11 protein-coding genes are annotated in these 13269 nt (G+C 60.1%); 4 read left to right on the top strand and 7 right to left on the bottom strand.

Going from position 1 to position 13269, the window contains the following annotated elements:
- Positions 1–36: 36 nt before the first annotated feature.
- The 5 genes from sigX to ppsA form a co-directional block, all read right to left on the bottom strand.
- Positions 37–624, bottom strand: coding sequence for an RNA polymerase sigma factor SigX (sigX, locus tag HV822_RS17320; protein ID WP_238871505.1), 588 nt, complete (start codon positions 622–624; stop codon positions 37–39).
- Positions 625–661: 37 nt separating this feature from the next.
- On the bottom strand, positions 662–1483 hold the full coding sequence (locus HV822_RS17315; RefSeq protein WP_238871504.1) for a mechanosensitive ion channel family protein: 822 nt from the start codon (positions 1481–1483) through the stop codon (positions 662–664).
- Positions 1484–1519: 36 nt separating this feature from the next.
- Complete coding sequence (locus tag HV822_RS17310; RefSeq protein ID WP_238871503.1) at positions 1520–1780, bottom strand: hypothetical protein; 261 nt, start codon at positions 1778–1780, stop codon at positions 1520–1522.
- Between the two features lie 100 nt (positions 1781–1880).
- On the bottom strand, positions 1881–2366 hold the full coding sequence (gene rraA, locus HV822_RS17305; RefSeq protein ID WP_238871502.1) for a ribonuclease E activity regulator RraA: 486 nt from the start codon (positions 2364–2366) through the stop codon (positions 1881–1883).
- Between the two features lie 32 nt (positions 2367–2398).
- Positions 2399–4768, bottom strand: coding sequence for a phosphoenolpyruvate synthase (gene ppsA, locus HV822_RS17300; RefSeq protein WP_238871501.1), 2370 nt, complete (start codon positions 4766–4768; stop codon positions 2399–2401).
- A 154-nt stretch (positions 4769–4922) separates the two neighbouring features.
- On the opposite strand from ppsA, the gene ppsR reads away from it, so the two are divergent.
- Positions 4923–5741: a posphoenolpyruvate synthetase regulatory kinase/phosphorylase PpsR gene (gene ppsR / locus HV822_RS17295; RefSeq protein WP_238871500.1), complete on the top strand. Its 819-nt coding sequence runs from the start codon at positions 4923–4925 to the stop codon at positions 5739–5741.
- Positions 5742–5764: 23 nt separating this feature from the next.
- Here the strand turns inward: ppsR and HV822_RS17290 are convergent, their stop codons facing one another.
- Both HV822_RS17290 and HV822_RS17285 read right to left on the bottom strand, forming a co-directional pair.
- The gene (locus HV822_RS17290) at positions 5765–6805 is read right to left on the bottom strand and encodes an AraC family transcriptional regulator ligand-binding domain-containing protein (protein ID WP_238871499.1); all 1041 of its coding nucleotides are present in this window, start codon (positions 6803–6805) and stop codon (positions 5765–5767) included.
- Between the two features lie 4 nt (positions 6806–6809).
- Entirely contained in the window at positions 6810–7727 is a 918-nt protein-coding gene (locus HV822_RS17285) for a GGDEF domain-containing protein (protein ID WP_238871498.1), read from the bottom strand.
- A gap of 315 nt (positions 7728–8042) precedes the next feature.
- Between HV822_RS17285 and HV822_RS17280 the strand changes: the two genes are divergently transcribed.
- The 3 genes from HV822_RS17280 to tolQ are packed head-to-tail and all read left to right on the top strand — an operon-like array spanning position 8043 to position 13265.
- Positions 8043–10553 carry a TonB-dependent receptor gene (locus HV822_RS17280; protein WP_238871497.1) on the top strand — a complete coding sequence of 837 codons (2511 nt, stop codon included), beginning with the start codon at positions 8043–8045 and terminating at the stop codon, positions 10551–10553.
- A 55-nt stretch (positions 10554–10608) separates the two neighbouring features.
- Positions 10609–12531 carry a phytase gene (locus tag HV822_RS17275; RefSeq protein WP_238871496.1) on the top strand — a complete coding sequence of 641 codons (1923 nt, stop codon included), beginning with the start codon at positions 10609–10611 and terminating at the stop codon, positions 12529–12531.
- Between the two features lie 56 nt (positions 12532–12587).
- Positions 12588–13265 carry a protein TolQ gene (tolQ, locus tag HV822_RS17270; RefSeq protein ID WP_238871495.1) on the top strand — a complete coding sequence of 226 codons (678 nt, stop codon included), beginning with the start codon at positions 12588–12590 and terminating at the stop codon, positions 13263–13265.
- The last annotated feature ends 4 nt before the right edge of the window (positions 13266–13269 follow it).

Below are 13269 nucleotides of genomic sequence, written 5' to 3'. Positions count from 1 at the left end.
CAGTATAGCCGAATTACGCTGATAACTATACAAGCCTTATATGAAAGGACTGTCAATCTGGTTTCGTAACTTTTCCAACGCACGCTTGTAACGCATTTTGGTAGCGCTCAAGCCCATGTGCATGATGTCGGCGATCTCCTGGAATTCCAGCTCTGCGACAAATCGCAGCACCAGAATTTCCCGGTCGATCGGATTGACGTGCGCCAGTAGCTGGCTCAAGCCTTCCGATCCATCGGATGTTCGCACTTCCTGTTCCTCGCCCTCGTCCTGGGGGTCGAGACTGAGCGCATCCATCAGTCGACGCTTCCGCTTGTCCTTGCGGTACTGGGTAATGCACTCGTTGTAAGTGATGCTGTAAAGCCATGTTTTGAACTTGGCTTTGCCCTCGAACTGTTTGAGGCCGTGCAACACTTTGAGCATTACTTCCTGGCAGACATCGTCCGCGTCGCGCTCGTTGCCTAAGTAACGAACGCAGACATTGAACAAAGTTCGCTGGTATCGCCGCATCAGCTCCTCATAGGCAGTAGTAGTGTGAATTAGTTCACTTTTTGCCTTAAGGACCAGCGCGTCATCATCAAGATCGGCTGGATTATAGCGACGGGGCGTTCTGCTCGGACTGGTCAAGGTACCAACATCTTCGGCTATCGGCTGACACCGGCGCTCAGCGCCGCACCTGCTGCTCGATCAGCTCACGGTTCGCGACCGAAATAAGCTGTCCGTCAGCGCTCAGAATCTGGGTTTTGACAGTACCAATTTCCTCTATCACTCCCTCAACGTCACCCACCGCTATGTCATCACCGGGCTGGTATAACTCTCGTACATATATTCCGGCGATGATTTGAGACACAAGGTCACGGCTGCCAAGGCCAAGTGCCAACGCTGCCGCCATACCGAAAGTGATAAGCACGATGGCAATCACCATGTTTAGCAGCGCAGTCTCGATCTGCAGCTGTCCGATCGCCAGTGATACTGTGATGATCACCAGCAGACCTTGCACAAAACGACCGATACCGCTGGCGTACTCAACGCCAACGCTCTCTGCAGTGCCGCGTACGACCCCATTTGCCAAATGCGACAGCAGCAGGCCGCCCAACAGAATGAGCGCAGCGCCAACTACCTTGGGCAGATACAGCGTAATGGCATCCAGCGTAGAGGACACGCGGGCCAACCCGAGTGACTCGGAGGCAGAGACCACAAAGGTCAGCAGGATGAACCAGTACGCCACCTTCCCGGTGATGGCGGACACCGGCATATTGATGCCGATTCGGGCCAGCATCTTGTTGACGCCCGTACCACTCATCAGGCGATCCAACCCCAGCTTCGCCAGCCCCTTGCCGAGAACCGCGTCGGCAATCTTGGCAACGATCAGACCCAGCACAATGATGAACAGGGCAGCAATCAGATCAGGAATAAAGGAGGCAACCTTGCTCCACAGCGTGGTCATGGCGGCAACGAAGCTTTGGCTCCAGACGTCGAACTCCATGGCAGAAATCTCCAAATTAGACAGATAGACCGCTCGTTAGCGCTCGGAAGGTTGAGGTGAGACTGCATCGGCGTCACGTCGCACTGGACGCAGGTGCTTTAAGCCGCGCGCACCGCCTTCAGACAAAACCCACCCCCAGCGACTGAACAGACCGAGCAAATCCGCGGCAGCGCCGTGCAAGTGCGCCCGGTGCAAGACACTGTCCAAGCGTTGATCATCGCTGCGTGCTGCGTGATTGACAGGCTCGTCCTGCAACATCGCGCGCAGCGCGCGCTCCAGGGAATCGTCGTCTGACATGGCTCTCTCCGGGTAGGTTGGCAGCACTTGCATGCCAGCTATAACGCAGCGAGGGGGAGGTATTGCTACTCTCCCCCTCGCCAGCTGGTGTCACATGCTCTTACTCGGGCATGCTGAGCGCTGCGGGTGAAACAATAATGCCGTTGTTATCGGCATAGACGTACTCACCCGGGCGGAAGGTCACGCCACCAAAGGTCACCACAACGTTGAGATCACCGATACCGCGCTTGTCGGTTTTCATCGGATGACTGGCCAGCGCCTGAATGCCCAGCGCGGTCTGGGCCAGCACGTCCACGTCACGCACACAGCCGTAGACGATAATGCCTTCCCAGCCGTTCTTGGCAGCTTTCTCGGCCAGCATGTCACCCAGCAGCGCACGGCGCAGTGAACCACCGCCGTCAACAACCATGACTTTGCCAGTGCCATCCTGATCGACCTGCTCCTTGACGATGGAATTGTCCTCGTGGCACTTCACGGTGACAATCTGACCACCAAAGGAATCGTGACCACCGAAATTGCTGAACATCGGCTCGACCACAGCGACATCCGGGTAGGCGTCACACAGATCCGGCGTTACATAGTGCATGGCATTCTCCTTGAATGTGAGGGTAAACCGGTTTACTTGCCATTCTCGGCAAGGAAGAACCAGGTGTCCATCACCGAGTCGGGGTTGAGCGATACGCTTTCAATGCCCTGCTCCATCAGCCAGCGCGCCAGGTCCGGGTGGTCAGATGGGCCTTGGCCGCAGATACCAATGTACTTGTCGGCCGCGCGGCACGCTGAAATCGCGTTGCTCAGCAGCTTCTTGACGGCAGCGTTACGCTCATCGAACAGGTGGGCAATGATGCCGGAGTCGCGGTCCAGGCCCAGGGTCAGCTGAGTCAGGTCGTTGGAGCCGATGGAGAAGCCATCGAAGTGTTCCAGGAACTCTTCAGCCAGCAGGGCATTGGCCGGCAACTCGCACATCATGATCAGACGCAGGCCGTTTTCGCCACGCTTCAGACCGTTTTCACCCAGCAGCTCAACAACCTGCTTGGCCTCACCAACGGTGCGCACGAAGGGAATCATGATTTCGACGTTGGTCAGGCCCATTTCGTCGCGCACGCGCTTCATGGCGCGGCATTCCAGCTCGAAGCAGTCGCGGAACGAATCGCTGATGTAACGCGAGGCGCCGCGGAAGCCCAGCATCGGGTTCTCTTCTTCGGGCTCATACAGTTTGCCGCCGATCAGGTTGGCGTACTCGTTGGACTTGAAGTCCGACATGCGCACGATGACCTTCTTCGGCCAGAACGCAGCGGCCAGAGTGCTGATGCCTTCAACCAGCTTGTCGACATAGAAGTCGACCGGCGCGCTGTAGCCGGCAATGCGCTTCTGCACGCTGTCCTTAACGTCTGGCGGCAGGCTGTCGAAGTTCAGCAGCGCCTTGGGATGCACGCCGATCATGCGATTGATGATGAACTCCAGACGGGCCAGACCTACGCCCTCGTTGGGCAGGTTGGCAAAGTCGAAGGCGCGATCGGGGTTGCCGACATTCATCATGATTTTGAACGGCAGGTCCGGCATGGCGTCGACGCTGTTGGTCTTGACGTCAAAGGACAGCTGACCGGAGTAGATCAGGCCGGTATCCCCTTCGGCGCAGGACACAGTCACTTCCTGACCGTCTTTCAGCTCGCTGGTGGCGTTGCCGCAACCTACAACGGCCGGAATGCCCAGCTCGCGGGCGATAATGGCTGCGTGGCAGGTACGGCCGCCGCGGTTGGTCACAATGGCGCTCGCGCGCTTCATGACCGGCTCCCAGTCCGGGTCGGTCATATCAGAGACCAGCACGTCGCCCGGCTGAACCTTGTCCATCTCGCTAACGTCGTTGACGATGCGTACTGGACCAGCACCGATGCGCTGACCGATGGCACGGCCTTCTACCAGCACAGTGCCCTTCTCTTTCAGCAGGTAGCGCTCCATGACATTGGCGCTGCTGCGGCTCTTCACGGTTTCCGGACGGGCCTGAACGATGTACAGCTTGCCATCGTCACCATCTTTGGCCCACTCGATGTCCATCGGGCGACCGTAGTGCTGCTCGATGATCACCGCCTGCTTGGCCAGGTTGACCACTTCCTCCTCGCTCAGGCAGAAGCGGCTGCGCTCAGCCAGATCAACGTCCACGGTCTTGACCGAGCGACCCGCCTTGGCTTCATCGCCATAGACCATCTTGATGGCCTTGCTGCCCAGGTTGCGGCGCAGTACCGACGGACGGCCAGCAGCCAGCGTGGGCTTGTGTACATAGAACTCGTCAGGGTTAACCGCACCCTGTACAACGGTCTCGCCCAGGCCGTAGGCGCCGGTGATGAACACAACGTCGCGGAAGCCGGATTCGGTATCCAGGGTAAACATAACCCCCGCAGTACCGGTTTCAGAGCGGACCATGCGCTGGACGCCGGCAGACAGGGCAACCAGCTTGTGGTCAAAACCCTGGTGCACGCGGTAGGCAATGGCGCGGTCGTTGAACAGAGAGGCGAACACTTCCTTGGCGGCATAGATGACGTTGTCAACGCCGCGAATGTTCAGGAAAGTTTCCTGCTGGCCGGCGAAGGATGCATCGGGCAGGTCTTCGGCGGTAGCAGAGGAACGCACGGCAACGGCCAGATTGGGGTTGCCTTCGGAGAGGGTGTCAAAGGCCTCGCGAATGGCCTTGTCCAGCGCCGGCGGGAACTCCGCCTCCATGACCCATTGGCGAATCTGGGCACCGGTCTGGGCCAGCGCGTTGACGTCGTCGACGTCGAGTGCATCCAGCGCAGCGTTGATGCGGTCGTTCAGACCACTTTGCTCGAGAAATTCCCGATAGGCCTGTGCAGTGGTTGCAAAGCCACCGGGAACCGATACGCCGGCGTTGGCCAGGTTGCTGATCATTTCGCCGAGCGACGCGTTCTTGCCGCCTACTCGCTCCACGTCGTCAACACCCAGCTGCTCGAAGGACACTACGTACTCTAACAAGGTGATCTCTCCGTCAATCAATTAATAATTCTGGCGGCAGCGGCATACTGGCCTGCCTGCTGCAAATGCGCCACAATGCCGTTCACCGGGGGACACGCAGGCCGTTGGTCCGGGTTGCCCTGTCTTTGAGAGACGACATATTAAGGCTTCGTGAATGAAACGCACCGCTTTTTTCATTTCTGATGGTACAGGCATCACCGCCGAGACGCTTGGCCAAAGTCTGTTGGCACAGTTCGAGAACATCCAGTTCACCAAGCTGCTGCGTCCCTACGTGGACACCGTGGAAAAAGCGCGTGACATGGTACAACAAATCAATGCCGCTGCCGAGAAAGATGCGGCCCGGCCGATCATTTTTGATACCGTGGTCAATAGCGAGATCAGACAGGAACTGGCGAAATCCCAGGGCTACATGATCGACATCTTCTCGACCTTTCTGGCGCCGCTGGAGCAGGAACTGGGCGACGGGTCGTCCTACTCTGTGGGCAAGACCCACTCTATCCAGCACAATACGCACTACAAGGACCGCATTGATGCGGTGCATTACGCCATGGATAACGACGATGGCGCACGCACTCATCACTACGCCCAGGCGGACATCATCCTCGTGGGTGTTTCACGTTGCGGCAAGACACCGAGCTGCCTGTACATGGCGCTGCAATACGGTATTCGCGCCGCCAACTACCCGTTGACCGAAGATGATATGGAGCGTCTGCAGCTACCCAAGGCGCTCAAACAGCACAAACACAAGCTGTTCGGCCTGACCATTGACCCGGATCGCCTGCAGGGCATCCGCAACGAACGTCGCCCCAATAGCCGCTACTCCAGCTTTGCGCAGTGCGAGTTTGAAGTACGTGAAGTGGAAAACCTGTTCCGCAAGGAAAATATCCCCTTCATCAACTCCACGCACTTCTCGGTGGAGGAAATTTCCGCCAAGATCCTGATGCAAATGGGTATCGAGCGACGCCTCAAGTAAGCGTTATAACGCCTTGATTAGCATCAACTTTCAAGCCAAATACGCAGACTGTCCGGTGATTTGCCGGTCAGTCGCTTCAGCAATCGCCTGAAGTTGGTCCGATCGCTTACATGTAGGCAGGCTGCCACCTGATCGTGGCTATATCCCCGACTCTGATACAGCTCCATCGCAAGCTGCGCGTGAACGCGGTCCAGCAGCGTCTGAAAGCCGCAGCCGTCGCGTTGCAAGCGGCGCTTGAAGGTCGCCGCGCTCATACTGAATGACTCGGCAATCTGCTCCAGGCCCGCACGCCGGCCACCCAGCCCGTAGAGGTAGTCAAATACCGCCTCGCCCAGACTGCCAGCAGCCGGCAGCTCAGCCAGCGCTAGAGCGGCCTGCTGCTCGGCTATGCGGCCAAGGGTTGGTGATGCCGCCGCCGGCCGATGTGCCAGATAAGCGCGAGGCAGGCGCATGCAGGTCAGCGGCGCCTCAAAGCGTAAGTTCTCGCCTAAATGGACCCAGTACTGCTCGATATAGTCAGGCTGAGACCAGTTCAGTTGATACTCCCAGGGCAATCGCTCAGCCAGCAGCGCCCGACTGAGCGCAGTCACTGCGGTCATAGCCGCCTCATGCACAAAGCGTCGGCTGCGCCCCAAATCAAAGGCTTCAACCCAGTACAAGTAAAGATGATGCGTATCCAGATGCAGGCGTGGCGCCAGTGCGGGGCTAAGCAAGGCTCGGAACCGAACCAGATGCTGCAAAGCGTGCAGCAGCGTGTCAGCCTGCAACAGCAGGTTGCTGGCAGCCCCGAAATGACCGGGTAGCAAACGCTGTCCGAGCAAAAAGCTGGCATCACGGGCGTCTAGCAGCGTCCGCGCATTGTCCAGCAAACGCAGATATTGCGCCGTACTCACGCGAGCATCCAGCGCCAGCAGATCGTCGTAGAACAAGCCGCTGCCGCGTAGCAGGCGGTGGCTGTCTATGCCGCGTGCCAGCGCCAGATCCACCACGCAAGCCGGCTGGTTGCCTGCACTAAGGTAGCGGCAGTCCAGATCTAGCCAGTTGTCTGCTATGGCTTTACGCACGCTGTCAGGCCCGCTTGAGCTCAAGCGCCTGCTTGGCGTGGGCCATCGCCAGGTTGCTGCGCGCCAGCAGCGACTCGGCATCGTCCTGCCGGGCCATCACCGCCACCGTGGTGGCACGCAACGGAATCCGCTCGCCCTGCAGGCTGCTTTTACACGCCAGATGGGCAATCGACTGGGTCAGCTCCAGGGCCAGGGTTTGCGCCTGCGCCTCTAACGTATTGGGCAGCAACACCGCAAAGCGGTCACCCGCCAGCCGGCAGAGCAAGTCATGGCGTCGTAAATTCATCATCATCTGCTGACACACCAGCTGCAGCACCCGGTCCCCTTCTGCATGACCGTAGCGGGCGTTGATCAGATGAAACTCGTCCAGATCAAGCACCAGCAATGACAGGGGCTGCTGGTTTTCCTGGGCCTCAGGCAATGCCGCCGCAAGCTGACTGCGCAAATAGCCGGCATCGGCCAGCGGCGTTACCTTGTCAAACTGGCGGTGTTCGCGAAAATGACGCTCGCGGTTGACCATCTGGGCGTTGATCGCCAGTTGCTCGCGGTGCCAGTGATAGATGCCGATCGTCAGCAGCACAAAGCCCACCGGCATCGGCGCCGACTCCAGCCAGTGGTCCCAGACCCAAGCCTCAGGCAAGGCGACAAACTCATCCAGCGTGTCCATCCAGAGCGACAGAAACAGGCACGCCAGCCCGATAAACAGCAGGTTGGTAACCCGCCCGGCTGGCCGCCCCTTGAGCAGCAGGCCCAGCCATACCAGCACCAGCGCCGCCGAGCCGCCCTCCCCGGCAATGTCTGTCCATGACCAGCTAGGCGTGGTCTTGAGGTCGCCCAGGCTGAGATACAGCAGCAGCCCGGCGTTAGCCACCAGCAACAGTCCGGCCCATTTAAGCCGGTGCAGATAAAACATTGAGTTCATGCGCGCCTCGCATCAGCACAGTGGCGCCAGCTGACCAAAACAAGATGACACTTGTGTTGCAGTGCGCGGGGTCAAATTGGCTCAGATCACTACTCCCCGCAGGCCCAATAACTCAGCCCGTTTCGCTGTATCGCCCGTAGCAGAGCGGTTTGCAGGGCGCAGCGCAGGTCAAATCAGCTCAACTTTGCAGCCAACATGCCGCCAACGCCGCCAATTGCGGGGGTTGGCCCGATCACTGTCACAGAAACGCCATCTGCACTGCCTAAGTTGCCCTCCACATCGGGACACGAGAACCCATTGCCAGGAGAGGAAGCCATGTCTGTCCGTCACCCCCGTCGTCACACCCGCTTTGCCATCAGCGCGCTGACCCTCGCCATCGCTGGCGCAGGACAGGCCAACGCCGAGACTGCGCCAGAGGTCATCACTATCATCGGCCAGGCTGCCCAGATGGAGCAGGCGCTGGAACAGCAGCGTTTTTCCAATAACACCGAAAGCGTCGTGCACGCCGATGCCATCGGTCAGTTGCCAGACGAGAACGCCGCCGAGGCGCTGCAACGCGTACCGGGCATCTCAGTCGAGCGCGATCAGGGTGAAGGCCGATTTGTGCGGGTGCGCGGCTTGGGCGCCGACCTCAACAGCGTGACCATCAACGGCACTCTGGTGCCGGCACCCGAAAGCGACCGCCGTGCAGTGGCGATGGATGTGCTGCCCAGCGAGCTGATTCAATCACTTGCGGTGGTCAAGACACTGACGCCCGATATGGACGCCAACTCGCTGGGTGGCACCATCGAAGTAGAAAGCCTGTCAGGTTTTGACCACGAGGGTCTGTTCTACAGCCTGTCGACCGAGGCCAGTTACGACGAAAACACCGGCGACACCAGCCCCAAGGTATCTGGCGCGGCCAGTAACCGTTTCAGTGTCGGTGACGGAGTAGACAACCTGGCTGTTGCCGCCGCACTCAGCTGGGAGGACCGCAGTTTCGGATCCGACAACGTCGAAACCGGTGGCGCCTGGGACTTTGACGACCCGGCCGGTGCCCGCCTGGAAGAACTGGAGGAGCGCCGTTACGACATCAGCCGCGAGCGCGCCGGCGCCGGATTCAACCTGGATTATCGCCCTGACGAAGACACCGAGCTGTACCTGCGAACGCTCTACAGCCGCTTCAAGGACAGCGAAACCCGCCAGGCCAACGTGGTCGAATTTGCCGACCCGCAGCTGCCGGGCGAACGTGGCGATGCCGAAGCCGTACGCGAGTTGAAAGACCGAGAAGAAACCCAGGAGATCAAGAGCCTGGTGCTTGGCGGCGAACGCCGTCTGGGCGACTGGACCGTCGCCGCCCAGTACGGCTACAGCGAGGCAGAGGAAGACAGCCCGCTGCACACCCCTGGCGCCGCGTTCGAGGGCAACGACGACTTCATCAATGCCGGCTTTGATGACAGCAAACAGCCAGACCTGCGCATTGACGACGCCTTCTACGACCCGGCCAACTTCAGCCTGAAAGAAATCGAACGTGAACAGGGGCTGACCACCGACACCGAGCAAAACATCCGGGTTGACCTCACCCGAGACTGGTTCATGGCCGACCTGCCCTCGCAATTGCAGTTTGGCGCCAAGTTCAGCACCCGCACCAAGGACAACGACCTGGAGGTCTGGGTCTATGAAGACCTGGATACCTACGGCTTCAGCGACGCCGAGCTGAGCCTTGACCAATTTGTCGACGGACACACCAACCTCGGACCGGCGATTTCCGCCAGCGCGCTGGAACGGCTGATTGCAGGCCTGAATCCGGCCGACTTTTACGATGAGGAACAGTCGCGCATCAATGACTTCGAGATTCAGGAGAACATCAACGCCGCCTACCTGATGAACACCGTGGATATCGACGATCTGCGCCTGATCGCCGGCCTGCGCTATGAAGGCACCAAGCTCAAGGCCAAGGGCACGGGCCTCAATCAAGGCGTGTTTGAAGACGTTAATACACGCAACGATTACCACCACTGGCTGCCCGGCCTGCACGCCATCTATCAGCTGGGTGCCAACAGCCAGCTGCGCGCCAGCTGGACCAATAGCGTGGTGCGGCCAACCTTCGGCCAACTGTTCCCCGGCTTTGTGCTGGATGGCGACGAGGCCGAGTTCGGCAACCCGAACCTCAAGCCACTTGAGTCCAGCAACCTCGACCTGGGTATCGAACATTACATGGGCCGGGCTGGCGCGGTATCGGCGTTCGTCTTCTACAAGGACATCGAGAACTTCGCCTACGCCGCCGACCTGGCAGGCACCGGTGAGTACGCTGCCTTTGACGAGGCCATGAGCTACGTCAACGGTGACAGCGCTACTGTCTACGGCCTGGAGCTGGCCTACGCCCAGAAGTTCAGCTGGCTGCCGGCGCCCTGGAATGGCCTGCTGGTAAACGCCAACACCACCATTAGCCGGTCCGATGCGGACATCGAGCAGTACAACGCCGACACCGGTGCCATGCAGAGCCGCAGTATCGACCTGCCCGGCCAGTCCGACCTGACCGGCAACCTCACCCTGGGCTGGGAAAACGACCGACTGAGCCTGCGAGTGTCGGCCAACTACAAATCCGACTACCTGGACGAAGTAGGCGACGTGCTCGACAAGCGCTACGACTACCGCGTGGACGATCAACTGTTCATCGACCTGTCAGCCAGTTACTTCCTGACCGACAACCTGCAGGTGTTCATGGCCGCTCAGAACATCACCGATGAAGGCTACTACGTCTACACCGGTGAGCGTGACTACAACGCGCAGTACGAGGAGTACGGCCCGACCTACAAGGTTGGCCTGACCCTCACCCACTTCTGAGCAACTGCGGCGGGCCTTACGCCCGCCGCCACCAGCCCTTTCAGCGAGAATCAACATGCATCCAGTAACATCCATCATCGCAGTGGTCGGCAGCGCAACGCTGCTGGTCGCCTGCACCGAGCAAGGTGCAGACACGCGGCCCGAGACCCTGCCGGCCACCTCTGCCACGCCCGGCGAACTGACTCTGCAAGTCCGCAGCGCCAACGGTATCAGCGCCCAGCGTTTGATCGCTGGCGAGCAGGCAGGCAGCCTGGTTATCAGCAGTGAGGGCATTCAACTGCTCGACAGTGACGACAAGCCCGCCGCCACCGCGCTGCCTGGCTACTACGACGCCCTCGCCGTGCATCAGGACGCCGCAGGCCTGATTGCAGCCAGCCATGACCTGCAACGGGATCAACCGGTAGTGCTGCGCTGGAATGCCGCTGGCGTGGCAGCAGCGCCAGAATACCTGCCCAGCACCGGCTACCCGCTGGAGGATCTGTGCTTCTACCAGGACCAGAGTAATCATGACTACCTGTTCCTGATTGGCGAGGAAGGTCTTGGGCAGCAGTGGCTAATCGGCGAACAAGGGGCTACCTCACGCCTGGTGCGCAATCTGCACTTGCCGGTGGGTGCCAAGGGCTGCGCCGTAAATACCGCACTTGGGGCGTTGTTTATCAGTGAAGAAGGCATCGGCATCTGGCAGTACGCCGCCCACCCCGAAACCGACAGCACCCGCAGCATCGTAGACCTGGTACAGCCCTGGGGCACACTCCCCGAAGGTCCAGAAGGCCTGGCTGCCACCGACGACGGCCTGCTTGCACTCGACACCGGCAGCAACAGCCTGCACCGCTATCGCTGGCAGAACCAGCAATGGCAACACGACAGCTGGCAACTGACCGAGGGCAGCAAGCCCGAACAGCTGTCGGCACGTGCGGTGGACGACACACTGCAGGTGCTGATAACCGACGACAACGGCGTCCAGCTGCTTACCGAGCTGACGGGCGTAACCCGCCCTGCCAACACAGACTCACTGCCAGAGGTTCTTGCCCTGTCGCAAACCCAGCCCGTGCCCCATGGCGGCGACGCCGCCGACGACCCTGCTATCTGGCCGCATCCAAGCATCCCGGAGCTGGCCCGGGTGTTGGGCACCGACAAGCGAGGCGGTCTGGGCGTGTACGACCTGCAGGGGCATGAGCTGCAATATCTGCCGGTTGGCCGCATCAACAACGTCGACCTGCGTAAGGGCTTCACCTTGGGTGATCAGACAATAGACCTGGCCGTGGCCTCCAACCGAGATCGCAACAGCCTGGAGCTGTTCGCCATTGATCCGGCCAGCGGTCGGGTCACCGGCCTTGGCGACCTGCCTACCGAGCTGACAGATATCTATGGACTATGCATGGCGCAAAGCCCGCAGGGCGTTGTCTACGCCATCCCCAACGACAAGGACGGGCGCTTTATTCAATACCGCCTCGATGGCAGCAGCGGGCAGATTACTGCCAAGGCTGTCCGCCAGTTCAAGACTGACACCCAGCCGGAAGGCTGCGTAGCTGACGATGCGCGCCAGACGCTGTTCATCGGTGAAGAAGGCGTCGGCATCTGGACCCTATCCAGCGCAGAAGATCAGCCCACCGAGCTGGCCGAGGTTGCGCGTGTCAGCGAGTTGCTGCACGACGACGTTGAAGGTATGGCCGTCTACCAGCACCAGGAACGGCCTTACCTGATCGTGTCCAGCCAGGGCAATGACAGCTACGTGGTATTCGATGCCCTGCCGCCCTACGCCGCCCACGGCGCCTTCCGCATCGGCCTGAACGCGGGCCAGGGTATCGACGGGGTGTCCGAAACAGATGGACTTGAAGTCAGCTCAGCCGACTTTGGCGCCGCCTGGCCCGGCGGCCTGCTGGTGGTGCAGGACGGCCGCAAGCGCCTGCCAGAGGGCAATCAGAACTTCAAGCTGGTGCCCTGGCAACCCATTGCCGAGCTGCTGCAACTGCCCTAAACCTTCCACTTAACCGTAATAACAAGACCGGCCCCCGGGCCGGCAGAGAGGTAAATATGACTACCACCGATCACAGCATCTGGAGTTTGGTGCTCGAGGCCAGCCTGCTGGTCAAGGGCGTGATGCTGACGCTGCTGCTCGCCTCTATCGCCACCTGGTTCCTGATCGCCCAGCGCGGCCGACTGTTCACCCAGGCACAAAACGCGCTCAAACAGTTTGAAAATCAGTTCTGGTCAGGCACCGAGCTGACCAAGCTGTACAGCACCGAAGCCGGCGGCCCCGGCGTAGAGCAGATCTTTCGCGCCGGCTTCAAGGAATACACCCAGTTGAACCAACGCGGCAGCGGTGAACCCGAAGCCGTGATGCAAGGCGTGCAGCGCGCCATGCGCGTGGCCATCTCGCGAGAAGAGGAGCGGCTGGATCGCCACCTGCCCTTCCTCGCTACCGTCGGCTCGGTGAGCCCCTATATCGGTCTGTTTGGCACCGTCTGGGGCATCATGAATTCCTTTATCGGCCTGTCGCAGGTGCAGCAGGCGACCCTGGCTACTGTCGCACCCGGTATCGCCGAGGCGCTGATCGCAACGGCAATTGGTCTGTTCGCCGCGATTCCAGCGGTTATCGCCTACAACCGTTTCAGCACCCGCAGCGAGAACCTGCTTGGGCACTACTACAACTTCGCTGACGAATTCAGCGCCATCCTGCATCGCCGCCTGCACAGCCAACACGCGGGGTAAGCCA

Origin of the sequence: Halopseudomonas maritima, from assembly GCF_021545785.1 — a bacterium.
Classification (GTDB): domain Bacteria; phylum Pseudomonadota; class Gammaproteobacteria; order Pseudomonadales; family Pseudomonadaceae; genus Halopseudomonas; species Halopseudomonas maritima.
Note: the sequence above shows the minus strand (reverse complement) of the source record. Positions and strands in the feature narration are given on the sequence as shown.

Bases quoted from the DNA above. Each gene is read 5' to 3' on its own strand.
- HV822_RS17315 (WP_238871504.1), bottom strand. From the start codon at position 1,483: ATGGAGTTCGACGTCTGGAGCCAAAGCTTCGTTGCCGCCATGACCACG.
- HV822_RS17310 (WP_238871503.1), bottom strand. From the start codon at position 1,780: ATGTCAGACGACGATTCCCTGGAGCGCGCGCTGCGCGCGATGTTGCAG.
- rraA (WP_238871502.1), bottom strand. From the start codon at position 2,366: ATGCACTATGTAACGCCGGATCTGTGTGACGCCTACCCGGATGTCGCT.
- ppsR (WP_238871500.1), top strand. From the start codon at position 4,923: ATGAAACGCACCGCTTTTTTCATTTCTGATGGTACAGGCATCACCGCC.
- HV822_RS17285 (WP_238871498.1), bottom strand. From the start codon at position 7,727: ATGAACTCAATGTTTTATCTGCACCGGCTTAAATGGGCCGGACTGTTG.
- HV822_RS17280 (WP_238871497.1), top strand. From the start codon at position 8,043: ATGTCTGTCCGTCACCCCCGTCGTCACACCCGCTTTGCCATCAGCGCG.
- HV822_RS17275 (WP_238871496.1), top strand. From the start codon at position 10,609: ATGCATCCAGTAACATCCATCATCGCAGTGGTCGGCAGCGCAACGCTG.
- tolQ (WP_238871495.1), top strand. From the start codon at position 12,588: ATGACTACCACCGATCACAGCATCTGGAGTTTGGTGCTCGAGGCCAGC.